The organism is Pseudoroseomonas sp. WGS1072 (genome assembly GCF_049340465.1).
Lineage (GTDB): Bacteria > Pseudomonadota > Alphaproteobacteria > Acetobacterales > Acetobacteraceae > Pseudoroseomonas.
Genome location: NZ_JBMPSU010000001.1, coordinates 3,859,506 through 3,883,227, shown reverse-complemented (window position 1 = coordinate 3,883,227; position 23,722 = coordinate 3,859,506). Strand labels below are relative to the sequence as shown.

The window sequence follows — 23,722 nt, the reverse complement described above, 5'->3', positions numbered from 1 at the left end:
GCTCCCGTCGCGCAGCCCGTCGGGTGAGGCCACCAGCAGGCGGGCGGCATCGCGCGGGCGGGCGGGGGATTGGGCGATCAGCGCCTCGGGCAGGGCGAAATCGAAATCCTCGGCCCGGAGGGGGGGCAGGGCAGGGTCTGGGGTCATGGCGCTTGCGCGGCGGGCGGTAGCGGAGGGGGGAGGGGAAGGCAAGCGCGGCCTCGACATTTCCACCCCCCGGCCTGCTTCGCCGAGGGTTGCCGGGCCGCCCGGCCAAGGGCAGGCTTGCGCCCAACATGCGAGAGGGAAACGATCCATGAGCCTCAAGGGCGCGGACTGGCTGGCGCGCAGCATCGCGCGATCGGGCCAGAGCCATGTCTTCTTCATCGACGCGGTGTTGCGGCCGACGCTGATGGCGCTGCTGGCCGAGGGCGTGCAGCCGGTGCTGGCGCACTCCGAGAAGGGCGCGGCCTATATGGCCGACGGCTATGCCCGCGTCTCCGGCCGGCCCGGCATCGTCGCCGCCCAGTCGGTCGGCGCGGCGAACCTCGCGGCCGCCCTGCAGGACGCCTATCTCGGCCGCGCGCCGATGATCGCGCTGACCGGCCGCAAGCCCCCCTCCGCCCAGCACCGCAACGCCTATCAGGAGGTGGCGCACGCGCCGCTCTTCGCCCCCGTGACCAAGTGGGCGGCGGCGGTCGAGGAGGCGGCGGACCTGTCGCGCCTGTTCCGCCAGGCCTGGGCGGCGGCCACCAGCGCCCCGCCGCGCCCCGTGCATCTCGACCTGAACGGGCTGATGGGCGAGTTCGTCGAGCAGAGCGTGACCCCGGCCGAGCCCGCGGAGCTGACCGCCTGGACGGCGCCACGCCACCGGCCGGTGGCGGATGCGGCGGAGGTGGAGCGCGCCGCCGCCCGGCTGCGGCAGGCCGGACGCGTCCTCCTCCTCGCCGGCGACGGCGCGGCGCTCTCGGGCTGCGGCGCGGAGATCCTGGCGCTGGCCGAGGCGCTCCGGGCCCCCATCGCCACCAGCCTCGGCGCGCGCGACCTGGTGCCCTCGCGCCATCCGCTGAATGTCGGCGTCGTCGGCAGCTATTCCGCTCCGCCGGCCAACCAGGTGGTGCACGCCGCGGAGCTCGTGCTGATGGTGGGCGCCGATGGCGGCGACCAGCTCACCCATGGCTGGCGCGTGCCGCGCCCCGGCACGCCGGTCATCCAGATCGACGCCGACGCGCTGGAGCTGGACCGGATGCCGGCCGAGATCTCGCTGCACGGCGATCCGCGCGGCACGCTGCGGGCGCTGCTGGAGGCGCTGGGGACCGCGCCGCGCGACGACGGCTTCGCCCGCGAGGCGGCGGCGCTGATGGAGGAGTGGCGCGGCGCCATGGCCGGACGCCTGGCCAGCGGCGAGGCGCCGATCGACCCCGCCCGGCTCTGCGCCGAAATCTCCGCCGCCCTGCCGGAGGATGGCATCCTGGTGGCCGACACCGGCTATTCCGGCATCTGGACCGGCACGCTGGTGGAGTTCAACGGGGCCGGGCAGCGCTATCTGCGCGCCGCCGGCTCGCTCGGCTGGGCCTTCCCGGCCGCGCTCGGCGCCAAATGCGCGGCCGGGGCGCGCAAGGTGGTCTGCTACAGCGGCGACGGCGCGCTCTACTACCACCTGCCGGAGCTGGAGACGGCGAAGCGGCGCGGCATCGCCGTGACGCTGGTGGTCAACAACAACCGCGGCTTCGGCCAGGGCTGGCCGAACCTGCTGCGCGCCACCGGCAACCGGCCGGAGGTGGCGAACACCCTGCTGCGCTTCGGCGAGCACACCGATTTCTGCGCCATCGCGCGCGGCTTCGGCCTGCACGCCATCCGCGTCGAGCACCCCGACCGGATCGGCCCGGCGCTCCGCGAGGCCATGGCGAGCGACGAGACGGTGGTGGTGGAGGTGATGACCGGCATCGAGCACCGCGCGCCCGAGCCCTGGACCCCAGATGCGTGAACCCGGAGGGTTGAGTTCCATGAAGATCGCGATCATCGGCGCCGGGCTGATGGGCCATGCCCTGGCCCTGGTCTTCGCCATCGGCGGCCACCGCGTCAGGCTGACCGACACCAATGCCGAGACCCTGGCCCGCGCGCCGGGCCTCATGGAGACGGCGCGGGCGACGCTGGAGGCGGCGGGCGAGGCGCAGGGCCTGACCGGGGCCGGGCTGCGCGAACGGGTGACGACGCATGGCGCCCTGGCCGAGACGGTGGCCGATGCCGAGCTGGTCATCGAGGCCATCGTCGAGAAGCCGGAGCCGAAGCGGGCGCTCTATGCCGAGCTCGACGCGCTGATGCCGAAGGACTCGATCCTGGCCAGCAACACCTCCTATCTCGACGTCTTCCCGCTGATGCCGCCCGCCCGCCTGCCGCGCGCCATCATCATGCACTGGTATACGCCACCCTATCTGGTCGATCTCGTCGACCTGGTGGGCAGCGAGCAGTGCCCGCCGGCGCTGGTCGAGGAGGGGGCGGCGATGCTGCGCGCCATGGGCAAGGTGCCGCTCGTCATGCGCCGCTTCCTGCCGGGCTACATCGCCAACCGGCTGCAGTCGGCGCTCAGCCTGGAATGCTACCGGCTGATGGACGAGGGCTACGCCACGCCGCAGGAGATCGACGAGGCGATCATCCATGGCCTGGCGCTGCGCCTGCTGCTGCTGGGGCAGATGGCGAAGGGCGACTTCACCGGCCTGCCGCTCTCGGCCCATGCGCTGGCCAACCGGATGTACCAGCCGCCGGAGCCGAAGGGGCATAGCGAGACGCTCGACCGGCTGCTGGCCGAGGGCCGCACCGGCGTCATGTCCGGGCACGGCTTCTATGACTGGGAAGGCTCGCCCGAGGCGCTGTTCGCCGAGCGCGACAACCGCCTCTTCGCCCTGAAGCGCGCCCTGCGCCAGACCGGCCCCATGGCGGGCCTCGCCGCCGACACGAAGAAAGGATGACCGAGCGCATGATCCGCTACGACCTCACCGGCCGCACCGCCCTCGTCACGGGCGGCGCCTCCGGCATCGGCCTCGCGACCGTGAAGCTGCTGGCCGGTGGCGGCGCCCGCGTCGCCATCAACCATCTGGCCGACGATGCGCGCGGCGCGGCGGTGGTGGCCGAGCTGAAGGCGGCCGGGCATGACGTGATCGCCGCGCCCGGCAATGTCGGCGACGCCACGGACGGGCCGCGCATGGTGGAGCAGGCGGTGGCCGACCTCGAGGGCCGGCTCGACTACCTGGTCAACAACGCCGGCACGCCGGGCACCACCAGCCTGATCCCGCCGACAGCGATCGACCGCATCACCGAGGAGCTGTGGCAGACCGTGCTGCAGGTCAACCTGCTCGGCGTCTTCCGCTGCGCCAAGGCGGCGGCCCCGGCCCTGAAGGCGGCGCGTGGCGCCATCGTCAATGTCGCCTCCATCGCCGGGCTCGACAGCCCCGGCAGCTCGATGGCCTATGGCGCCACCAAGGCGGGCGTCGTCAGCCTGACCAAGAACCTGGCGCGCGGCCTGGCGCCGGAGGTGCGGGTCAATGCCGTGGCGCCGGGCGCGGTCGACTCCTCCTGGATGGTGGAATGGACCGAGGAGCGCCGCGCCGCCTCGGCCAGCAAGGCGTTGCTGAAGCGTCGTTGCCAGCCGGAGGATCTGGCCGAGGTGATCGGCTTCCTGCTCGCCGGTGCCGCCATGGTGACGGGACAGACCGTGGTGGTGGACGGTGGGCTGACGCTGGAATCGCGCTGAGGCGCCGCCGGGTCCCGGCCGGGTGACTCGCCTGGCCGGATGCTGCTTCCTCAGTCGATCTCGGCCACGCATTCGATCTCCAGCAGGAATTGCGGCACGGGCAGGGCCGTGACGACCGCGGTGGTGCGGGCCGGCCAGGGCGGGCCGCCGAGCCATTCGGCGTAGAGGCTGTTCATCAGCGGAATGTCCCGCTCCCGCGTCAGCAGGACGTTCACCTTCACGATGCGGTCGCGCGTGGTGCCGGCCTCCGCCAGGACCTTGTCCAACGTGTTCAGCACCGCCCGCATCTGCAGGCCGAAATCCTCCGCCGCCACCTGGAAGTTCTCGTCATGCGGGCCGACACCCGAGACGAAGAGGAGATTTCCGGTGCGCACCGCCATGGACAGCGGCGGCATGCGGCCGGGCTCGGCGGGCGGATAGTGTCGCGGCATGGCGGATTCTCCTCGGTCGATGCCGGAGGGTGGCTTGCCGGCATGCGCCTTGCAAAGCAGGATCGGCGATCCATCAGACACCGCGCCCACGCCACCTCTTCAGCCGGACCATGACGATGATCAAAGCCGATAGCCAGGCCTTCCTCCGCGACCTCCACGAGCTGCGCAAGATCGGCGCCTTCAGGACCGGCGTGCATCGCCCGACCTATTCGCCGCAGGACATGGAATCGCGCCGCTGGCTGATGCGGAAGATGGAGGAGGTCGGCCTGGAGGCCTCGATCGACGGCATCGGCAACGTCTTCGGGCGTCACCGGGGCGAGGGGCCGCACCTGCTGGCCGGCAGCCATATCGAAAGCCAGAACGAGGCCGGCTGGCTGGACGGCGCGCTCGGCGTGGTCGGCGCGCTGGCCATGGCGCGCGCCGGCCTGCCCGTCGATGTCTGCGCCTTCGCCGATGAGGAGGGGCATTTCGAGGGCGGCTTCCTGGGCAGCCGCTCGATCATCGGCGAGCTGTCCGAGGAGGAGATCGACCGCAGCCGCAACCGCACCGACGGCACCCCGCTGCGCGAGGCCCTGAAGGCCGCCGGCCTCGAGGGCCTGCCGCGGACGCGGATCGATCCCGCCCGCTACAAGGGCTTCTTCGAGATGCATATCGAGCAGGGCACGCAGCTCGAGCAGGCCGGCCTGCAGATCGGCGTCGTCACCGGCATCGTGGCCATCTGGCAGTGGCGCCTGGTGATCGAGGGGCAGCAGGACCACGCGGGCGGCACCACCATGGCCGAGCGCCGCGATGCCGGCCTGACGGCGGTGCGCCTGCTGGCGGCCATCGACGCCGAGTTCCCGCGCTTCTGCGGCGAGCGCAGCACCTGGACCACCGGCCGCATCACGCTGGAGCCGGGCGCGCCGAGCATCATTCCCGGCCGGGCGGAGGTGCTGTTCCAGTTCCGCGACGTGTCGATGGACAAGCTGCGCGAGATGGAGGCGGGGCTGCGCCGTCTGGTGCAGGAGAGCAACCGCCGCGAGCGCTGCCGGACGGAGCTCGTCGCTGTCGCCCAGGCCACCCCGGCGCTCTGCGACCCGGCGACCATGCGCGCCCTGCGGGGCGCGGCCGAGGCGCTGGCGCCCGGGAATTGGCAGGACATGCCGAGCGGCGCCGGGCATGACGCGCAGTACATCGCCAAGGTGATGCCGGCCTCGATGCTCTTCGTGCCCTCGATCGGCGGCATCAGCCACCACTGGGCCGAGAACACCTCGGACGAGGACCTGGCGATGGGCGTCTCGGTGCTGGTGGAAGGCGCGCGGCGCTACCTCGCCGGCTCTAACTGATAGGACGGGCGCGCACGGTTGTTGCCTGGCGCCGTTGTGATATGCCCAGGCCCGGATATTCATGAAGGGAGCAGCGCATGGTGCTGGAGCGGCTGATCAGGGCGTTCCGGCGCCCCGCGCCCGAGACGCCCGTCGTGCCCCCCGCGATCGCCTCCGGGCCGCGGCCGCGCATCATGGGCCTCGCGATGGTGAAGAACGAGCAGGACATCATCGAGCCGTTCCTGCGCCACAACGCGCCGCTGCTGGATGCCCTGGTGCTGCTGGACAACGCCTCGCTCGACGAGACCCGGTCCATCGCCCTGGCCTGCGCGCGGGAGTTGGGGAATGTCATCCTCGGCGACAGCGAGGCCTTCGATTACCGCCAGGCGGAGCGGATGACCCGCCTGCTGCACTTCGCGCAGGGCGCCTTCTTCGCCGATTACATCCTTCTGCTGGACGCCGACGAGTTCCTCTCCTGTCCGGATCGCGCGGCGCTGGAAGCCGCCCTGGCCGGCATTCCGCCCGGCGGGGTAGGCTATCTGCCCTGGCGCAGCTTCGTCATCCGCCCGGGTGAGGAGGCGGCCGTGGCGGCCGACCCGCCGCGCGGCTTCACGCATCGCCGCACCGCCGAGGTGCCGCAATTCTTCAAGGTGGTGCTGAGGCTGGACGGCCGCCTGCCGCATGGCCTGCGGCTGGCGCAGGGCAATCATGATGCCCTGCTGGGCGACACGCCGCTGCCGGGCCATCAGATCATGGAATGGCCGCTGCTGCACTTTCCGGTCCGCAGTGGCGCGCAGATCGCCGCCAAGGGCGTGGTGGGCTGGGCCGCCTATCTGGCGCGCAATCCGGCCGCCCGGCAGGAGGATCTCGGCTTCCAATGGCGCGAGGTCTTCGACCGCGTCGCCGCACGGGGCCAGGCCGGGCTGGCGGAGGAACTGGCCGAGACCTCGATGCGCTATGCCCAGACACGGGCGGCCATCGACTGGACGGCCGATGCCGTGCCGGAAGCCGCGCCGGCCGGCTACCGGCGCCGTCATTCCACAGGCGCCTTCGCCGATCCGCTGGCTTTGCTGGCCCGGTCCTGGGAACGCTCGCTGACCGGCGGCGCGCCGCCCGTGCGGCTGGAGCGGCCCGAGGGCCTCTCCGCCACCGAAGGCGTCACCACGACGGCCTTCGACGCCGCCTGGCACTGGGACCATCTCTTCATGGATGTGGCGCCGTTTCGCTACATCGCCGAGAAGTACCAGCCCAGCGCGGTGCTCGATATCGGCTGCGGCATCGGCCAGTATCTGGCCCTGTTCCGCCGCTTCGGCACGGCGGAGGTGTATGGTATCGACGGCGTGCCGCCCGAGGCGGTCCGGGGCGTGCTGGCTCCGGCCGATTATGCCGCCCTCGATCTGGCGGTACCGCTCGATCTCGGCCGGCGCTTCGATCTGGTGGTTTGCGTGGAGGTGGCGGAGCATATGGCGGCGCCGGATGCGCTCGTGCTGCTCGACAGCATCGAACGGCATGCCACGGGCCGCATCGTCTTCTCGGCTGCGGAACCAGGGCAGCCCGGCCATGGCCACATCAACTGCCAGCCGCTTCGCTATTGGCTGGAACATTGGGCGGCCCGCGGCTGGGTGCCGCATCTCGTGGACTCGCTCGGCATGCGCGCCATGGCCACGCTGTCCTGGTTCCGGCGCAACCTCGTGGTGCTGGTCCCTGGTACGCGGGAAGCGGGGGCCGAAGCCATCCAGGCGCTCACCGCCATCGCTGAGCGACCTTACGGATGGTATGGCCAGGCACCCGGCATCCGGGATTTCCCTTTGGGTGAGGAGCCACCGGGGTCGGACGAGGCCTGCTATACTGTCTTGCCCGTTCCGGAAGACGCCGGGTGAAGCGTATCAGGACCGAAGGGCCGGGGCGGCCTGCCGTGCCAGCGGAAAGCCTCCGGCGCTACCTCACCGGTTCCAACTGACGCGCGGCGGCATTGACGGGGCGCGTCACCAGCCGGGCGATGCCGCTGGCCAGCACCTCGGCCATGCACTGGTAGCCGAGGTCGTTCATGTGGAAGCCGTCCTCCGAGAGCATCGGCACCGGCTGCGGCAGGGCCGCCCAGTAGCGCATGATGGCGTAGCGCCGCATCAGCGGCGCGCGCCTCTCCACCGCCACCCGGTCCACGCTCTGCACGAAGGTCATGTAGAGGTCCTGGTGCGGGATGTTCGGGAAGAACTGCGGGTCGATGATCAGCAGATCCCGGCCGCGCTCCTGCACGAAGCCGATCCCGTCCCGCATGACGCGGGAGAAGGCCTCGGCGGTGATGCCCTGCAGGGCATCGTTGGTGCCGAGCTGCCAGATCACGACATCCGGGGCCCAGCTGTCCACGGCACTGCGCAGGCGGAGCAGGGTGGTCGAGGCCACCTCCCCACCGATGCCGTCGTTGCGCACGGTGACGTCAGCGCCGGGCAGCAGCCGCTTCAGCGCCGTCTCCAGCCGCGGCGGATAGGCGCGCTGTGGCGCGCTGGCGCCGATCCCGGCGGTGGAGGAGGAGCCGATGGCCAGGATGCGGACCGGCTGCTTCTCGCGCAGCAGCATCGACAGGCGCGGCATGGCGAAGGCGAGGTCACGCAACTCGTCCGGCACGGTGCAGGCCGTGGGCACGTTGTCGGTGCGCACTTTCGGGAGGTCGGGCGGTTCCGGCGCGGGGGACAGGCGCGGCGGCGGCCCGGCGGGGCGCGTCTCGGTCGGCACCTGCGCGTTGGAGGCGGCCGGGACAGCCAGCAGGGCCAGGCCCAGCAGCAGCGGCGGGAACGGGCGGCGCATCAGCCCGGCCGCATCCGTGCCGGCAGCGCGGCGGGGTTCGGCCCGCGCCGCTTCGCCTTGCTGAGCATCCAGGCCACGGCGACCTGCACCATCACGCCGGCCCCCACATAGGCGAGGTCGAAGGCCATGCCGCCGAAACCGGTCTGTCGCAGCGCCACCCCGGTGATGCTGACCACCAGCCCAGTGCAGAAGACCGGCAGGGAATGGCGGCCCAGCAGCGCCAGCGGATGGTGGGGGGCCAGCCGCTGCGCCCAGCCCTGCAGCGGCGAATGCGCGACGACATAGCAGAGCGCCAGGACGTGCAGCAGCCGGGGCAGGGTCTGAAACTGCTTCTCCGGCACCGTGAGGAAGTCGGGCAGCGGCGCGAGCCATCCGGGCTGCGGCAAGCCGGTGCTGCGCATCGCCACCAGCCCCAGGACCAGATAGGCGAGCGCCGCGTACCAGAGCAGACGGTGATACGGGAAGGCGTGACCGAGCCGGCTGCGGCGCTCGCCCAGCGCGAAGCCGAGCACGAAGAGGAACTGCCAGCAGAGCGGGTTGAAGAACCAGCCGCCCGGCAGCGGGTCCGAGGGCAGGTTGGTGGCGGTGAGCCCGGCCGCGACATAGAGCGCGGCGGACAGGCCGACGGCGGTGGACAGGCTGCGCGCCGCCACCGCCAGCAGCAGTGGCAGGATGCCCACCAGGACGAAGTAGAGCGGCAGGATGTTCAGGAAGCCGGGCTGGTAGCGCAGGGTGACGGCCGCGACCAGGGCCGTCGCCGGGTCCAGGATCAGCGGCTCGAGCGCGATCACCGTGAACAATCCGGCGTCACCGGTGCGGATGACCCCCAGGGAGAACACGGCAGCGCCCATCACCACCAGCGCCAGGTGGGTGATGTAGAGTTTCACCGACCGGCTCATCAGCGCCATCGACACACCGAGGCGGTCGCCATCCGCGTACCTGCGGAAATACGCCGCAGCGGCGGCATAGCCGGCGAAGAGCACGAACAGGTCGGCGGCGTCGGAGAAGCCGAAGTTCTTGTGCGTGAACTGCTCGAGGACATTGCCGGAGACGTGGTTGACGAAGATCGTGACGAGGGCGAGGCCGCGCCAGACATCGACGGCGGTATCGCGCCTGCCGCCGCCTCCCGCCCCTTCGCCCTCGAATGGCGCCATGCCTGCCCCTTGTGCCCTTCCGCCAGAACGCCGCCGGGGATCGCTCCCTGGGGGCGCCCTCGGGGCAGTCGCCTGCGCCTATACACCTTCAACGCCGCAACCGGCGGCGGGTTATCGTGACGAAAGGTTGCCGAAAGTTCAGGAACGGGCCAGCAGGGCGGCCGCCTCATCCGGCGGCAGCAGATCCACGCCGACCTCCAGGCTGTGCCGCCCGCCGCCCAGGATGATGCCGCGGAGCGGCGAGATGTCGCTGAAGTCCCGGCCCCATCCGAGCACGACATGCTCGTCCCGCACGATCAGGTCGTTCGTCGGGTCGAGGTCCACCCAGCCCAGGCCCGGCCCCATCCAGGCGCCGACCCAGGCATGCGACTGGTCCGATCCCAGCCGGCGTTGCTGGCCGGGGGGCGTGAAGGTGCGGATATAGCCCGAGACGTAGCGCGCCGGTAGGCCGAGGCCGCGCAGGCCGCAGATCATCAGATGGGTGAAGTCCTGGCAGACGCCGGCGCGCTGCGCCAGGATCTGCGTCACCGTCGTCGAGATGCCGGTCACGCCGGCGCGGAAGCTGAACTCGCGGCGGATGCGGGCGTTCAGCTCCAGCAGCCCCTCCAGCACCGGCCGGCCAGGCGGGAAGGAAGGGGCGACATAGTCCCGTGCCCCGCCATGCTCCGGCAGCATGGGCGAGGGGTAGGTGAACTCCGCCGCCTCAGGATCGCCCCCCGCCGCCGCCACGACCGCTTCCCAGGCGGGGGTATCGGCCGCCGCCGGCGGGGGCGGGAACTCCACCGCCACCTCGGATTCGGCCACCACCTCGAAGCGGGTATGCGGCCGGTCCAGGAACAGCCAGGTGACGCGGTTGCCGAAATGGTCCGTGGCAGTGGAGATCCGCGTCGGCTCCGGCGTGCAGGCCAGGCTGTCCCAGAGGATGCGCTGGTGCGGCAGCGGGCGCGGCGAGAGATGCAGCTGCTGCGTCGCCAGATCCACCGGCTCGGTATAGCGGTAGAGGGTGGAGTGCCGGACGCGCCAGTTCATGCGGTGCCCCAGAACTGCATGACCGGCTCGGGCTCGGCCATCTCGGGCCCCAGCGTCTGGGCGGGAGGCAGCAGGGCGAAGTAGCGGCGGTAGATGGTGTCGGAGAGGCCGGCGATCTCGCCCTCCATGGCGGCGAGCCGGGGCGCCAGGGCGACGGCCGCGCCGGCACCGTCGCGCGCCGCCAGGATGGCGGGCGGCATGGCCTCGGTCTCGGCCATCAGGGCGCGCACCTGGGGCAGCAGGCTGTCCTCCGGCTCGCCGCCCAGATCCTGCACGAGATGCAGCATGGCCTGGAGCTGGAAGGCCAGGCCGCGCGGATTGCCCGGATCGGCCAGCACCAGGTCGAGCGCCGGGGCAGCCTGCAGCACGCCCATGTAGCGGTTGCGGTAGGTGATGACGGAATCGCAGAGCTCGAGCGCCAGCCGCAGGCCGGTCTCGGCCCGCGCGGCCGGCTGGTCGAGCGCGATGCCGAGCTGCAGGACGATGCCGCGGGCCCGCTCGATGCGGCGGCCGAGGTCGAGGAAGGCATAGCCGCCGGCCCGCACCATGTTCTCGGCGGCGACCCCGGCGACGCCGGCGGAATAGCGCACCGCGCCGCCCAGCGCCTCCTCCAGCCCCTGCAGCCCGCGATGCTGCGCCGCCGCCTGGACCTGGACGGCGCGCAGCGGCAGGGTGAAGAGGCTGTGCATGTCCCCCGTCATGCGGTCGCGCACCGCCTCGACCAGCCGGCTGATCTCCTCGAACAGGTTGCCCAGCGCGCCGCCCTTCTGCAGGGCGCGCCACAGGGCCGGCTGCAGCGCGGCGGGGGCGGCGCCGTTGGGCATGTCCTCGGGCCGGACGAGGCGGGCATGGCGCAGCATGGCGGCGAGGGCGGACAGCTCGGCCATCTCGCGCGGCAGCAGGGGGCCGCGATCCAGCCGCGCCAGGGCGGCGCGCATCAGCCGCGCGCCGCTCTCCATCCGCTCGACATAGCGGCCGAGCCAGAACAGGTTGTCGGCCACCCGGCTGGGCAGGTCGCCGGTGGCGCGGCGGATCGCCAGCGGCGGGTGCGGCAGGGCGGAGGGGCCGAGGATCTGCGCCCCCTCCTCGCTGAGCACCCAGACATCCTTGGCCAGGCCACGCACCGGCAGCGGCGCGGAAAGACTCTCGCCCGGCGCCATCACCCGGGCCAGCCCGCCCGGCATGACCTGCCACTCCTGCCCGTCCTGGATCAGGTAGAGGCGCAACATGACGGGCTGCGGCACCAGCCGCCCCTCCTCGGCCACCGGAGCCTGGGAGGGCTGCACGTCGCGCGAGGCGGCGAAGTCCCGCGGCTGGCGGGCGATCCGCTCGAGCAGGGCCTCGCGCGCGGCGGGCTCCATCCGGTCGGGGTTGCGGCCGGGCCGGGTGGCGTCATGCGCCGAGCGGATCACCCACTCGCCCGGCTCGCGCAGCACCATCGCCCGGGCCTCCCCGTCGATCAGCCAGTGGGTCTCGACCGAGGGCAGCAGCAGCGGTTCGCCGAGCAGCCGCCGGCAGAGGGCGGGCATCAGCGCGGCCAGCGCGGGCGCCTCGGCCAGGCCGCAGCCGGGGGCGTTGAAGACACGCACGGCGCCATGCCGCATGGCGTCCATCAGCCCGGGAACGCCCGGCGCGTGGCCGCCGAATTCCAGCGGATCGAGGTCGCGGCCATCCATGCGGCGCAGCAGGACATCGACCGGCTGCAGGCCCTTCAGGGTCTTGAGGCAGACGCTGCCGCCCCGCAGGGCGAGGTCGCCCGGCTCGGCCAGGGCGCAGGACAGCTCGCGCGCCAGCAGCACATGCTCGAACCACAGCGGATGCCGGACCCCGGGGGTCAGCAGGGCGATATTGGCGTTCTCCCGCCCCGACGGGGCCAGGCGTTGCAGCGCGTCCTGCCAGCGGTCGAAGAAGGGCTGCAACGGCTGCACCTGCTGGGCGCGGAAGAGCTGCGGCAGCACCCGGCCCAGCATGCGCCGGTTCTCCTGCGCGTGGCCGAGGCCGGCGGCCCGGCTGGTGCGGTCCGCCACCACCTGCCAGCCGCCCGCGCCGTCGCGCACCAGGTCGGCGGCATAGGATTGCAGCAGCGGCAGCCGCGGCGGATGCGTGGCGCTGCGGCAGGGGCGCAGGAAATTGGCGTTGGCGAAGACCAGGCCCGGCGGCACCAGGCCCTCGGCCAGCAGATGCTGCGGCCCGTAGAGATCGGCCAGCACCAGTTCCAGCAGGCGGGCCCGCTGGGTCAGGCCGGCGGCCAGCCGGTCGAACTCGGCGGCGGGCAACGGCAGCGGCACCGGATCGCACCGCCAGGACCGGGCGGGCGCCTCGCCGGAGATGCCCGGCAGCATCGAGGTGATGCCCTCATCCTCGGAGGCGCGGTCCAGCCGCCGCCTCGCCTCGATCAGGCCGTTTCCGGCCTGGTCCTGGGGCAGGTCGGCCAGGGCCGAGAGCACGCCGCGCCAGTGCGGGCGGACACGACCATGGCCATCGACCATCTCGTCCGGCGAGGGCGGCAGGGCATTCACCCTGCGGGCGCTATCACGCGAAACGCCGCAGGTCGAGCGTCCTGCGCAGCTCCGGCGAGTCGATCACCACCGGGGCCGGGCTGGTGCCGGCGCTGTGGCCGAAGGGGAAGAAGCGGGCGCGGCGCCGGGCCTCGGCCTCGTTGGCATTGACCGGGAAGCGCTCGTAGTTGCGCCCGCCCGGATGCGCCACATGGTGGGTGAAGCCGCCGAGGGAGCGGCCCGTCCAGCTGTCCCAGAGGTCGAAGATCAGCGGTGTCTGCGCGCCGATCGCCGGATGCAGCGCCGAGGGCGGCGCCCAGGCCTTGAAGCGCACCCCGGCGACGAACTCGCCCGCCCTGCCGGTGGGTGCCATGGGCAGGGCGCGGCCGTTCACCGCCAGCGTGAACCGCTCCGGGGCGAAGCCGGTGGCGCGCAACTGCAGGCGCTCCGTGCTGCTGTCCACGTAGCGCGCCGTGCCGGAGCCGGTGCTCTCCTCGCCCAGCACGTGCCAGGGCTCCAGGGCGTGCCGCAGCTCCAGCCCGACCCCATGCAGCGCGACCTCGCCGACCTGCGGGAAGCGGAAGGCGAAATGCGGGTCGAACCAGGCGGCCTCCAGAGGGGCGCCGAGGCCCCGCAACTCCTCGATGGCATCGGCGAAGTCCTGCCAGGCGTAGTGCGGCAGCATGAAGTCGTCGTGCAGCCGGGTGCCCCAGCGGACCAGCCGCCGCTCATAGGGGTGCTGCCAGAAGGCGGCCACGGCGGCGCGCATCAACAGCATCTGGGCGGCCGACATCTGCGGGGCGGGCGGCATCTCGAAGGCGCGGAACTCGACCAGACCGCGCCGCCCCGCGCTCGAATCCGGTGAATACATCTTGTCGATGCAGAACTCGGTGCGGTGCGTGTTGCCGGTCATGTCGGCCAGGATGTTGCGGAACAGCCGGTCGGTCAGCCAGGGCGGCACCGGCTGGAAAGGCCTGATCTGCTGGAAGGCGATCTCGAGGTCGTTCAGCGAATCCTGCCGCGCCTCGTCGATGCGGGGATGCTGGCTGGTCGGACCGATGAACAGGCCGGAGAAGAGGAAGCTCAGGCTCGGATGGTTGTGCCAGAAGCCGAGCAGGGACTTCAGCAGGTCCGGCCGGCGCAGGAAGGGGCTCTCCGCCGCCGTCTCGCCGCCCATCACCACATGGTTGCCGCCGCCGGTGCCGACATGGCGGCCGTCCAGCATGAACTTCTCGGCCGCCAGCCCTTCCTCGCGCGCCAGGGCATAGAGCTGCTCGGTGCGGGCGACGTGTTCGGGCCAGCTTGTCGAGGGGTGGATGTTCACCTCGATCACGCCGGGATCGGGGGTGACCGAGAAGCTGTTGAGCCGCGGGTCGGAGGGCGGGCCATAGCCCTCCAGGATGACGCGGCGCCGCAGGGCGGCGGCGGTGTCCTCGATGGCGGCGCAGAGGTCGAGCCAGTCCTCCAGCGCGTAGAGCGGCGGGAAGAAGACATGCATCCGCCCCTCCCGCGCCTCGACCGCGAGCGCGGTGCGGACCAGGTCCGGTTCCGGCCGGCCGGCCAGCGGGCGGGCCTCCGGGTAGGGCGCGCGGACGCCGCCCGGCAGCGGGGTGGGGCGGCCCTGGCGCAGGCTGGCGGCGGAGGGCAGGGGGCCGGGCGGCGGGCCGCGCTCGAAGCCCATGCCGGTGTGGCTGACGCGGTCCGCCTCGGTGTCGTGCACCCCCTGGCCGTGCATCGGCACGCCGCCTGCCTCCGTGGCGCGCTGGCGGAAGGACTGCGCCGGCGGCAGGGCCTGGCGCGGCGCGAAGGGATCGACCTCGAACTGCGCCGGGATGCTGGCCGCATCGGCCCAGGGCAGGCTGTCGAGCGGCAGGCGGAAGCCGAGCGGACTGTCGCCGGGGATCAGGAAGATCGGGTCGTCCTCGCGGAAGAACCAGCGGCCCGTCTCCCAGGCCCGGCCGTCGGCGCGGCGGCGCAACGGCAGCACCGAGCCGACGCTGGCCGCCAACCCCTGGCCGAAGACGCGCGCCAGCCGGGCGCGCTCCAGCGGGTCCCGCAGCCTGGAATCCTCGGCGATGACATTCGCCGGGAGCCGGTTCTCCTTCCAGAGATGATAGTGGATGTCCTCATGCGCCGGATGCACGTGGCGCGGATCGAGGCCGAGGCGCAGCGCCAGGGCGGCGGCGAACTCCGCCGCGTCGGCCGCCGTGGCGTCGTCCACATGGTCGTCATCGGCGAGCCAGGCGGGGTCGGTCCAGACCGGCTCGCCATCCTTGCGCCAGAAGGCGTTCAGCGCCCAGCGCGGCAGCTGCTCGCCGGGGTAGTGCTTGCCCATGGCGTATTGCACCACGCCGCCCGGCGCCCAGAGTGGCATCAGCCGGTCGAGCAGCCGCCCGGCCAGCCGGCGCTTGGTCGGGCCGAGGGCGGCGGTGTTCCACTCCTCCCCCTCCTGGTCGGAGGCGGAGACGAAGGTCGGCTCGCCCCCCATGGTGAGGCGGATGCCGCCCCGCTGCAGCTGCGCGTCCACCGTCTCGCCGGCCTGCAGGATCGCCTGCCAGGTCGCATCGGAATAGGGCTTGGTGACGCGCGGCGTCTCGCGCACCCGGGCCACCTCCATGGCGAAGTCGAAGCTGACCTCCGCCTTGGTCATCAGGCCGCTGATCGGCGCGGCGGATTGCGGCTCCGGCGTCGCGGCCAGCGGGATGTGGCCCTCGCCGGCCATCAGCCCCGAGGTGGCATCGAGCCCGACCCAGCCGGCGCCGGGCAGGTAGACCTCGGCCCAGGCGTGCAGGTCGGTGAAATCGGCGGCGGGGCCTTCCGGCCCTTCCAGCGGCTTCTGGTCGGCGACAAGCTGGATCAGGTAGCCGGAGACGAAGCGGGCCGCGAAGCCGAGGTTGCGCAGCAGCTGCACCAGGAGCCAGGCGCTGTCGCGGCAGGAGCCCTTGCCGTTGCCGAGCGTCTCCTCCGCCTCCCAGACGCCGGGCTCCATGCGGACGATGTAGGAGACGCGCTCGCCGATGCGCCGGTTCAGGTCCATCAGCAGGCCGACCGTGCCCTGCTCGCCGCGCGGCACCTCGTCGAGCAGGGCCCGCAGCAGCGGCCCCGGCGCCGGGACCCTGCGGAACGGCGCCAGCTCCTGCTCCAGCACCGGGTCGTAGCTGAAGGGCCAGGTCTCGGCCTCGGGCTCGAGGAAGAAGTCGAAGGGATTGATCGTGGCCATGTCGGCCACGAGGTCCACCGTCACGTCGAAATGCGTCACCGGCTCCGGGAAGACCACGCGGGCCAGGAAGTTGCCCTGCGGGTCCTGCTGCCAGTTCAGGAAATGCGGCTTCGGCGCGATCGTCAGCGCATAGGAGAGGATCGGCGTTCGGGCGTGCGGGGCGGGCCGCAGCCGGATGGTCTGCGGCCCGAGCGTGACCGGACGGTCATAGCGGTAGCTGGTGCGATGGGTCAGCGCGACGTGGATGGACATGCAGGCTCCCGGCAGGACTTCCTGCGATGCAGCATAGGCATGGCCTTGGCGGCGGTGGAACGGTTCCTGTTCCGGAATTCGCCCGGGCGCGCCGATTCCGGCTCAGCGGCGGGGCGAACCGTCCATGCGGCGCAACTCCGCGTTGACCGCGCCTGCCGCCTCCGAGGCACGCGGCAGGCGCGGCAGGGCGGACAGGCGGCGCAGGGTGGCGGCGCCGCCGAGGGTGAAGTCGGGGCCGGAGAGGGCGGCCTCGGCGCTGGCCATGCGGCCGTCGCGCACCGCAGCGGCGGCCTGCCGCAGCGCCGCCATCACCGCCTCCGGCGCCGCGTCGCGTCGGATGCCGAGGTGATCGCGCGCCTGGTCCCGCGCCTGTTGGAGCTGGATCACGACGGTGGGGGAGACCTGGGCGGTGTAGAAGGGGTCGGTCGCCAGCGCCTGGGCCAGGAACTCGATCTGCACCAGGGCCAGCGCCGCCTGGTCCGGCTGGCCCTGCCAACGCGAGAGGTCGCCGAACTGCCGCGGCGCATTGAGCGCGGCGCCGCGGACCGGGTCGCCGAAGCCCCAGAGGTGGCTCCGCGCCGCGTCGTCGGCGCAGGCGGCGAGCAGGGCCAGGGGAAAGGCCAGGGGAAGGGCGGAGAGCAGGGCGCGGCGCTTCATGCCCGCAGGATAGGCCTTTCCACCCTCCGATCCCAACCATGCTTGCGTGACCGCCCGCGCCGGCTGCGGTGCTTCCCTGCGCGATCCGCCCTTGCCCGGCGCGCCCGCCGCTGCCACACAGCCGCCGCCCGTGCATTGCGGCGTGCCGCCCGCGCGGCGCGGTGCTAAAGCCGGGCAGCCGCTCCGGCCGCCGTGCTCCGCGCCCCGGATGCGGCACCTCGCGCAGACCCTCACGGACCCACGGTGCATCCGGCCCAGGACCCATGACCGAAGACCCGCCCAACCCCGCCCTGCTGCCCTCCGGCCTGAACGACCTGCTGCCCCCCGAGGCGGCGCAGGAGGCCACGCTGGTGGAGGCGATGCTCGCGGTCTTCGCCGGCCATGGCTACGAGCGGGTGAAGCCGCCCCTGCTGGAGTTCGAGGATTCCCTCCTGGCCGGATCCGGCGCCGCGATGGCCGAGCAGACCTTCCGGCTGATGGACCCGGCGAGCCACCGCATGATGGGGCTGCGCGCCGACATCACGCCGCAGGTGGCGCGCATCGCCGCCACCCGGCTGGGCGACGTGCCCCGGCCGCTGCGGCTCTCCTATTCCGGGCAGGCGCTGCGGGTCAGCGGCAGCCAGCTCGCGCCGGAGCGGCAGATCCCGCAGGCGGGGATCGAGCTGATCGGCGCCGACAGCGCCGAGGCCGATGCCGAGGTGGCGCTGCTCGGAGTCGAGGCGCTGGCCGCCATCGGCATCGCCGCGCCCAGCCTCGACATCACCCTGCCCACCATGGCGCCCGCCCTGCTGGACGCCGCCGGGGTGGAGGGCGAGGCGCGCCGCCGCCTGGCCCGGGCGCTGGACCGCAAGGACGCCGCCGCCGTCACCGAGCTGGCCGCCATCGCGGGGCCGCCGGCCAATGGCCTGACCGCGCTGCTGACCGCGGCCGGCCCGGCCGACCGCGCGCTCCAGGCCCTGGCCGATGCCGAGCTGCCGCCCGCCGCCCGCGCCATCGCCGACAATGCCGCCGCCATCGTCACCGCCATCCGCGCCCGCGCGCCGGGGCTGCGCATCACCCTCGATCCGGTCGAGTTCCGCGGGCTGCGCTACCATGTCGGCGTCGCCTTCACCCTCTACGGCCCGGGCCGCACCGGCGAGCTGGCGCGCGGCGGCCGCTACCGCAGCGGCGAGGAGCCGGCGACCGGCCTGACCCTCTATCCCGACGCGGTGCGCCGCGCGGCCCCGGCCGCTCCGCCGCCGCCGCGCGTCTTCCTGCCGCTCGGCGCCGATCCGGTTGCGGCGGCGCGGCTCCGGACCCAAGGTTTCATCACGGTGGCGGCGCTGTCGGCCGCCGACACGCCGCAACGTCTGCGCTGCGGCCACATCCTGCGCGGCGGCAGCGCCGCGCCGATCGAGGAGAACGCGTAGCCATGGCCAATGTCGCCATTATCGGCGCCCAGTGGGGTGACGAGGGCAAGGGCAAGGTCGTCGACTGGCTGGCCAGCCGGGCCGATATCGTCGTGCGTTTCCAGGGCGGCCATAACGCCGGCCATACCCTGGTCGTCGGCAACCAGACCTACAAGCTCTCGCTGCTGCCCTCGGGCGTGGTGCGCGGCAAGCTGGGCGTCATCGGCAATGGCGTGGTGCTGGACCCGGAGGCGCTGCTCTCCGAGATCTCCAGGGTGCGCGGCCAGGGCCTCGATGTCGGCCCGCACAACCTGCGCATCGCCGAGAACGTGCCGCTGATCCTGCCGCTGCACCCCGCCATCGACAAGGCGCGCGAGGAGGCCCGCGGCGAGGCCAAGATCGGCACCACCGGGCGGGGCATCGGTCCCGCCTATGAGGACAAGGTGGCGCGCCGCGCCATCCGCCTCTGCGACCTGGCCGAGCCGGAGACGCTGTCGCGGAAGCTCGACGAGCTTCTGCTGCACCACAACACGCTGCTGAAGGGTCTGGGCGCGGCCACCTTCGAGAAGCAGGCGCTGCTGGATGGGCTGGTGGCGCTGGCGCCGAAGCTGCTGCCCTATGCCGAGGCGGTGTGGGAGCGGCTGGACGGGGCGCGCCATGCCAACAAGCGCGTGCTGTTCGAGGGCGCGCAGGCGGTGATGCTGGACGTCGATCACGGCACCTATCCCTTCGTCACCTCCTCCAACACCGTCGCCGGCAATGCCGCCGCGGGGTCGGGCATCGGGCCGCACGGCATCGGCACGGTGCTGGGCATCGCCAAGGCCTATACCACCCGTGTCGGCTCGGGCCCGTTCCCGACCGAGCTGTTCGACGATGTTGGCAAGCGCCTGGGCGAGCGGGGCCGCGAGTTCGGCACCGTCACCGGCCGGCCGCGCCGCTGCGGCTGGTTCGATGCCTGCCTGGTGCGGCAGGCGGTCAAGGTCGGCGGCGTGCAGGGCCTGGCGCTGACCAAGCTCGACGTGCTCGACGGCCTGACGGAGCTGAAGATCTGCACCGGCTATGACATCGACGGCGAGGTGGTGAAGCGCCTGCCGGCCGCGCTCGGCGCCCAGGCCAAGGCGAAGCCGATCTACGAGGTGCTGGAAGGCTGGAGCCAGTCCACCATGGGGGCGCGCTCCTGGGCGGAACTGCCGGCCACCGCCATCAAGTACGTCAAGCGCATCGAGGAGCTGGTGGAGGCGCCGGTGACGCTGCTGTCCACCTCGCCGGAGCGCGACGACACCATCCTGGTGAGCGACCCCTTCGCGGGCTAGGGGAGAGGCCGGCCGGGAAAGAGCCTCCGTCCGGAATCCCGCCAGCGGAACATCTCAATATCGGAACGAAAAAGCACCTCCGGAGATTCTGACAATCTCCGGAGGACACGCCCATGTCACTCCCGATTTGTGAGATTCTGTCGCCCCATGCCGGGCCCTTCCCCATTCGGGGGGAGGCGAAACGGCATGAGGCCCGTATGGCGATCTATCGCGGCACCCTGGGGAACGACGTCATCAACCTGTTCTGGCACCGGGAGGGGGACACCATCTTCGGTGACGACGACGCCGATCCGAACGCTCCGCCGGGCGACAATGTCATCATCGCGGGCCACGGCGCCGATACCATCCATGCCGGCTACGGGCGTGACAGGGTGTCCGGCGGCGCGGGCGACGACCTGATCCATGGCTATGGCCCGGCCGGGCCCAGCGCCGGGGCCGTGGACGCCTTCGCCGCGCGGGACCTGGGCGACCACCTCGACGGAGGTCCGGGCCAGGACGTCATCCTGGGCGGCGGCGGGGCCGATCTCCTCCTGGGCGGCAGCGGCGACGACCAGCTTCGCGGCGGCAGCGGCGACGACATCATCCTGGGCGGCGAGGGGAACGACCTCATCGGCAGCGGCAGCGGCGCCGACCGGCTCTGGGGCGGCGTCGGCGGCGACATCTTCGTCTATGCCTACAGCAGCTTCAGCGAGGAAGCGGCGGATGCCAATGGCGGCATCGACACCATCATGGACTTCCAGCCCGGCGAGGATCGCATCGACCTGCGCGGCTATGGGCTGAGTGAGGCGGCGGTGGCGGTGACGCCGCAGCCCTGGGGGCTGTCCCTCGACTTCACCGCCGTCTACGAGCCCGCCGGGATCCATCTGTATGGTGTCGCCGCCCTGCAGGCGGGGGACATCCTCTTCGCCTGACGGGCGCGGGCGCGCTCCCTCAGCCGCCCGCCGCCGACCGCAGGCCCTCCCGCGTCCGGCGCACCTGCTCGGGCGTCACCGGCGGGGCGGCATTGCCCCAGCTGTTGCGAATGTAGCTCAGCACATCCGCCACCTGCCGGTCGCTCAGCCGCCAGCCCAGGGAGGGCATGGCCGGCGCCGTCGGCGCGCCCGGCGTCGCCACGGGGCGGGAGCCCTCGACCACCATCCGGATCAGGCTGGTCGGATCGGGCGCCTGCACATGGGCGCTGCCGGCCAGCCGCGGGAAGAGCATGGTCACGCCCTGGCCCTGACTGACATGGCAGGCGGAGCAGGTGTCGGCGTAGATGGCGCCGCCGGTGCGCAGGCGTGGGTCCTCCGCCGCCAGCGGCGCGGGCTTGGCGGCGGGGTCGGGCACCTCGCGCAGATAGGCCGCGATGGCGCGCAGATCCTCCTCCCTCATGTGCATGGTGGAGTTCTCCACCACCTCCGCCATCGGGCCCGAGGCCATGGCGTGGCGGTTGGCGCCGGTGCGGAGGTACTGCACGATCTCCTCCGCGCTCCAGCCGCCCAGGCCCTGCCAGGGGTTGCCGGTGATCGGCGGCGCGTACCAGCCCTGCAGCACCGCGCCGCGTAGCGCCTCGTCCGACCTGTCGGCGCCCAGGAAGGTCTTCGGCGTGTGGCAGGTGCCGCAATGGCCGGCGCCCTCCACCAGATAGGCGCCGCGATTCCACTGCTCGGACCGGTTCGGGTCGGGCCGGAAGCGGCCGGGCGAGAAGTTCAGCGTGTTCCACACCCACATCACCGCGCGGATGTTGAACGGGAAGGGAAGCTGATTGGGCTCGATCGCGTTCCGCACCGGCTCGACCGTGCGCAGATAGGCCCAGATGTCGCGCACGTCGCGCTCCGACATCCTGGTGTAGGCGGTGTAGGGCATGGCCGGGTAGAGCCGCTTGCCGCCGGCGGCGATGCCCTCATGCATGGAGCGGAGGAACTCCTCCTCGCTCCAGGCGCCGATGCCGGTCTCGCGATCGGGGGTGATGTTGGGCGCGACCAGCGTGCCGAAGGGCGTCTGCAGTGCCACGCCGCCGGCGAAGGGCGGGCCGCCCCGCAGCGTGTGGCAGCCGGTGCAGTCGCCCTGCGCCGCCAGGTCGCGGCCGCGCTCGATGCGCTCGAAGGAGGGCATCTGCGCGGCGGCCGTGCCGGCCAGGCCGAGGATCAGGCCGAAGGCGAGTCCGGCGAGGCGCCGGGCGGAGGCGTTCATCCTCATGCCGGCACCAGCGGTCCCGGGGCCGCGAGATAGCGCGTCCGGATGGCATCGGCGGCCTTGAAGGCCAGGGCGCCCACCGTGCCGGTCGGATTGTAGCCGGAGTTCTGCGGGAAGGCCGAGGCGCCGACGACGAAGAGGTTCGGCACGTCCCAGCTCTGCAGGTACTTGTTGACCGCGCTGGTCGTCGGATCGGCGCCCATGATCATGCCGCCCACCACATGGGTCGACTGGTAGGGCACGCTGGACCAGTGCCCGTCGCGCACCGTCTCCACCACCTGGCTGGCGCCCATGGCGCGGCCGATCTCCGCCGCCCGTGCGGTGACGTAGCGCGACATGCGCCGGTCGTTCTCCGGGAAGTCGAAGGTGATGCGCAGCAGGGGGCGGCCCAGCCTGTCGGTATAGGTCGGGTCGAGATCGAGGTGGTTGGCCGGGCTGGAATAGGAGCTGGACTCGGCGCTGACGTTCAGGTTGGCCTGGTAGTACTTCACCGTCGCCCGCTTCCAGGCCGAGCCCCAGCGCGGCGTGCCCGGCGGCACCGGCCGCTGCGCGATGGGCGTGGCGCCGACCGGGATGCAGCGCACGCTGCCGCCGCCGAAGAAGCCGAGCCCCCCATGGTCGAAGTTGTCGTTGTTCAGGTCGTCGATGGCCATGCCGATGGCGCCGCCGCCGATGAAGGTGTTGAACACCTTGTCCTCGAAGTAGCACTGCGCGCCATTGCCCATCTGGTACGAGAAGTTGCGCCCGATGGTGCCCCGCCGCGTGCGCGGGTCGTAGGTCTCGCCCACGCCGGAGAGCAGCATCAGCCGCACATTGTCGAGCGTGAAGGCGGTGACGACGACGAGGTCGGCGGGCTGCTCCCATTCCTCTCCGTCGCTGTCGAGGTAGATGACGCTCCGCACCTGTCGGCGGCTGGGGTCGAGACGCAGGCGCAGCACCTCGCAGAGCGTGCGGAGCTCGAAGTTCGGCTTGCGCATCAGCACGGGCAGCACGGCGGTCTGGGCGCTGGCCTTGGAATAGTTGGCACAGCCGTAATTGGTGCAGAAGCCGCAATAGGTGCAGGGCCCCATGGCGATCCCGAGCGTGTTCACATAGCCCTGCGAGAGCAGCGCCGAGGGCGCGGGGAAGACATGGTAGCCCAGGCCGCGCGCCGCCTCGGCGAACAGCGTTGGGCCGTAGGGCTGGCGCATCGGGGGCAGGGGATAGTCCCGCGCGCGCGGCCCCTCGAAGGGGTTGCCCCCCTCCTCGATGCGGCCCTGGATGTTGCCCGCCTTGCCGGAGATGCCGGCCAGATAGTCGAACCTGTCATAGAAGGGCTCCATCTCCTCCCAGTCGGTGCCCCAGTCCTGCACCGAAAGCTCCTCCGGGATGGCGGCGGCCCCGTAGCGTTCCGTCAGGTGGCTGCGCAGGCGGAAATCCGTGGGATGGAAGCGATAGGTGATGCCGGCCCAGTGGATGCCCGCGCCGCCCACCCCGTTGCCGGGATGGAAGCTGCCCCATTCGCGCATCGGCAGCGCGGTCTGGCTGGCGTTGTTGCGGGTGGTGACCGTGACCTGGGCGGGGGAGACCATCAGCTCGCGGCGGCGGGCGAAACGCAGCTCGTCCGGCGCCACCCCGATGTTGAAATCCGCTGCCGTGTCGCGCCAGGGGCCGCGTTCCAGCGCCACCACGTCCAGCCCTTCCTCGGTCAGCTCATTGGCGATGATGGAGCCGGACCAGCCAAGCCCGACCACCACGACATCCCGGCGGGGAAGCAGGCGCGCCAC

General features: G+C 72.3%; 18 protein-coding genes. 8 read left to right on the top strand and 10 right to left on the bottom strand.

Translation table 11 applies throughout. The features are described 5' to 3' along the window. Positions 1-147: S-adenosylmethionine:tRNA ribosyltransferase-isomerase (locus ACF3NH_RS18210; RefSeq protein WP_422924843.1), on the bottom strand; the 147-nt coding region annotated here is incomplete at its 3' end. Between the two features lie 148 nt (positions 148-295). Here ACF3NH_RS18210 and ACF3NH_RS18205 point away from each other — a divergent pair. Genes ACF3NH_RS18205 through ACF3NH_RS18195 form a run of 3 tightly spaced genes read left to right on the top strand, consistent with a single transcriptional unit; the run spans position 296 to position 3,730 of the window. Then, entirely contained in the window at positions 296-1,966 is a 1,671-nt protein-coding gene (locus ACF3NH_RS18205; protein ID WP_422924685.1) for a thiamine pyrophosphate-binding protein, read from the top strand. Between the two features lie 19 nt (positions 1,967-1,985). Beyond that, entirely contained in the window at positions 1,986-2,948 is a 963-nt protein-coding gene (locus ACF3NH_RS18200) for a 3-hydroxyacyl-CoA dehydrogenase family protein (protein ID WP_422924683.1), read from the top strand. Next, complete coding sequence (locus ACF3NH_RS18195; protein WP_422924681.1) at positions 2,945-3,730, top strand: SDR family NAD(P)-dependent oxidoreductase; 786 nt, start codon at positions 2,945-2,947, stop codon at positions 3,728-3,730. The genes ACF3NH_RS18200 and ACF3NH_RS18195 overlap by 4 nt, the downstream gene beginning before the upstream one ends. Positions 3,731-3,780: 50 nt before the next feature. Here ACF3NH_RS18195 and ACF3NH_RS18190 read toward each other — a convergent pair whose 3' ends face one another. Then, positions 3,781-4,161, bottom strand: coding sequence for a RidA family protein (locus ACF3NH_RS18190; protein WP_422924679.1), 381 nt, complete (start codon positions 4,159-4,161; stop codon positions 3,781-3,783). 116 nt (positions 4,162-4,277) lie between these two features. Between ACF3NH_RS18190 and ACF3NH_RS18185 the strand changes: the two genes are divergently transcribed. Together ACF3NH_RS18185 and ACF3NH_RS18180 are read left to right on the top strand one after the other, a co-directional pair. After that, positions 4,278-5,486 (top strand): Zn-dependent hydrolase, encoded by a 1,209-nt coding sequence (locus ACF3NH_RS18185; RefSeq protein ID WP_422924677.1) that lies wholly within the window; start codon positions 4,278-4,280, stop codon positions 5,484-5,486. Positions 5,487-5,563: 77 nt separating this feature from the next. Next, positions 5,564-7,345, top strand: coding sequence for a glycosyltransferase family 2 protein (locus ACF3NH_RS18180; protein ID WP_422924675.1), 1,782 nt, complete (start codon positions 5,564-5,566; stop codon positions 7,343-7,345). A gap of 58 nt (positions 7,346-7,403) precedes the next feature. Here the strand turns inward: ACF3NH_RS18180 and ACF3NH_RS18175 are convergent, their stop codons facing one another. The 6 genes from ACF3NH_RS18175 to ACF3NH_RS18150 all read right to left on the bottom strand — a co-directional run bounded on the left by ACF3NH_RS18175 (position 7,404) and on the right by ACF3NH_RS18150 (position 17,080). Then, positions 7,404-8,270 carry an SGNH/GDSL hydrolase family protein gene (locus ACF3NH_RS18175; protein WP_422924673.1) on the bottom strand — a complete coding sequence of 289 codons (867 nt, stop codon included), beginning with the start codon at positions 8,268-8,270 and terminating at the stop codon, positions 7,404-7,406. Next, positions 8,270-9,424: an OpgC family protein gene (locus ACF3NH_RS18170; RefSeq protein WP_422924671.1), complete on the bottom strand. Its 1,155-nt coding sequence runs from the start codon at positions 9,422-9,424 to the stop codon at positions 8,270-8,272. The genes ACF3NH_RS18175 and ACF3NH_RS18170 overlap by 1 nt, the downstream gene beginning before the upstream one ends. A 138-nt stretch (positions 9,425-9,562) precedes the next feature. Then, positions 9,563-10,453 carry a transglutaminase family protein gene (locus ACF3NH_RS18165; protein WP_422924669.1) on the bottom strand — a complete coding sequence of 297 codons (891 nt, stop codon included), beginning with the start codon at positions 10,451-10,453 and terminating at the stop codon, positions 9,563-9,565. After that, positions 10,450-12,972: a circularly permuted type 2 ATP-grasp protein gene (locus tag ACF3NH_RS18160; protein WP_198364545.1), complete on the bottom strand. Its 2,523-nt coding sequence runs from the start codon at positions 12,970-12,972 to the stop codon at positions 10,450-10,452. The genes ACF3NH_RS18165 and ACF3NH_RS18160 overlap by 4 nt, the downstream gene beginning before the upstream one ends. 13 nt (positions 12,973-12,985) lie before the next feature. Then, positions 12,986-16,423: a transglutaminase family protein gene (locus tag ACF3NH_RS18155; RefSeq protein WP_422924667.1), complete on the bottom strand. Its 3,438-nt coding sequence runs from the start codon at positions 16,421-16,423 to the stop codon at positions 12,986-12,988. Between the two features lie 102 nt (positions 16,424-16,525). Next, a complete protein-coding gene (locus tag ACF3NH_RS18150; RefSeq protein ID WP_198364547.1) occupies positions 16,526-17,080 on the bottom strand; it encodes a hypothetical protein in 555 nt (184 codons plus the stop codon). A gap of 263 nt (positions 17,081-17,343) precedes the next feature. Between ACF3NH_RS18150 and ACF3NH_RS18145 the strand changes: the two genes are divergently transcribed. From ACF3NH_RS18145 to ACF3NH_RS18135, 3 genes are all read left to right on the top strand, one after another. Beyond that, entirely contained in the window at positions 17,344-18,489 is a 1,146-nt protein-coding gene (locus ACF3NH_RS18145; RefSeq protein WP_198364548.1) for an ATP phosphoribosyltransferase regulatory subunit, read from the top strand. A 2-nt stretch (positions 18,490-18,491) separates the two neighbouring features. After that, positions 18,492-19,781 carry an adenylosuccinate synthase gene (locus ACF3NH_RS18140; RefSeq protein ID WP_422924664.1) on the top strand — a complete coding sequence of 430 codons (1,290 nt, stop codon included), beginning with the start codon at positions 18,492-18,494 and terminating at the stop codon, positions 19,779-19,781. A gap of 197 nt (positions 19,782-19,978) precedes the next feature. After that, the gene (locus tag ACF3NH_RS18135) at positions 19,979-20,692 is read left to right on the top strand and encodes a calcium-binding protein (protein WP_422924662.1); all 714 of its coding nucleotides are present in this window, start codon (positions 19,979-19,981) and stop codon (positions 20,690-20,692) included. 19 nt (positions 20,693-20,711) lie between these two features. Here the strand turns inward: ACF3NH_RS18135 and ACF3NH_RS18130 are convergent, their stop codons facing one another. Beyond that, complete coding sequence (locus ACF3NH_RS18130; protein WP_232476791.1) at positions 20,712-21,953, bottom strand: c-type cytochrome; 1,242 nt, start codon at positions 21,951-21,953, stop codon at positions 20,712-20,714. Between the two features lie 2 nt (positions 21,954-21,955). Then, a complete protein-coding gene (locus tag ACF3NH_RS18125) occupies positions 21,956-23,722 on the bottom strand; it encodes a GMC family oxidoreductase (RefSeq protein WP_422924660.1) in 1,767 nt (588 codons plus the stop codon).

Excerpts from the sequence above, each read along its gene's own strand:
- ACF3NH_RS18170 (WP_422924671.1), bottom strand. The coding sequence starts at position 9,424 with ATGGCGCCATTCGAGGGCGAAGGGGCGGGAGGCGGCGGCAGGCGCGAT.
- ACF3NH_RS18135 (WP_422924662.1), top strand. The coding sequence starts at position 19,979 with ATGGCGATCTATCGCGGCACCCTGGGGAACGACGTCATCAACCTGTTC.
- ACF3NH_RS18205 (WP_422924685.1), top strand. The coding sequence starts at position 296 with ATGAGCCTCAAGGGCGCGGACTGGCTGGCGCGCAGCATCGCGCGATCG.
- ACF3NH_RS18150 (WP_198364547.1), bottom strand. The coding sequence starts at position 17,080 with ATGAAGCGCCGCGCCCTGCTCTCCGCCCTTCCCCTGGCCTTTCCCCTG.
- ACF3NH_RS18155 (WP_422924667.1), bottom strand. The coding sequence starts at position 16,423 with ATGTCCATCCACGTCGCGCTGACCCATCGCACCAGCTACCGCTATGAC.
- ACF3NH_RS18195 (WP_422924681.1), top strand. The coding sequence starts at position 2,945 with ATGACCGAGCGCATGATCCGCTACGACCTCACCGGCCGCACCGCCCTC.
- ACF3NH_RS18180 (WP_422924675.1), top strand. The coding sequence starts at position 5,564 with ATGGTGCTGGAGCGGCTGATCAGGGCGTTCCGGCGCCCCGCGCCCGAG.
- ACF3NH_RS18175 (WP_422924673.1), bottom strand. The coding sequence starts at position 8,270 with ATGCGCCGCCCGTTCCCGCCGCTGCTGCTGGGCCTGGCCCTGCTGGCT.
- ACF3NH_RS18190 (WP_422924679.1), bottom strand. The coding sequence starts at position 4,161 with ATGCCGCGACACTATCCGCCCGCCGAGCCCGGCCGCATGCCGCCGCTG.
- ACF3NH_RS18165 (WP_422924669.1), bottom strand. The coding sequence starts at position 10,453 with ATGAACTGGCGCGTCCGGCACTCCACCCTCTACCGCTATACCGAGCCG.
- ACF3NH_RS18130 (WP_232476791.1), bottom strand. The coding sequence starts at position 21,953 with ATGAACGCCTCCGCCCGGCGCCTCGCCGGACTCGCCTTCGGCCTGATC.
- ACF3NH_RS18140 (WP_422924664.1), top strand. The coding sequence starts at position 18,492 with ATGGCCAATGTCGCCATTATCGGCGCCCAGTGGGGTGACGAGGGCAAG.
- ACF3NH_RS18145 (WP_198364548.1), top strand. The coding sequence starts at position 17,344 with ATGACCGAAGACCCGCCCAACCCCGCCCTGCTGCCCTCCGGCCTGAAC.
- ACF3NH_RS18200 (WP_422924683.1), top strand. The coding sequence starts at position 1,986 with ATGAAGATCGCGATCATCGGCGCCGGGCTGATGGGCCATGCCCTGGCC.
- ACF3NH_RS18185 (WP_422924677.1), top strand. The coding sequence starts at position 4,278 with ATGATCAAAGCCGATAGCCAGGCCTTCCTCCGCGACCTCCACGAGCTG.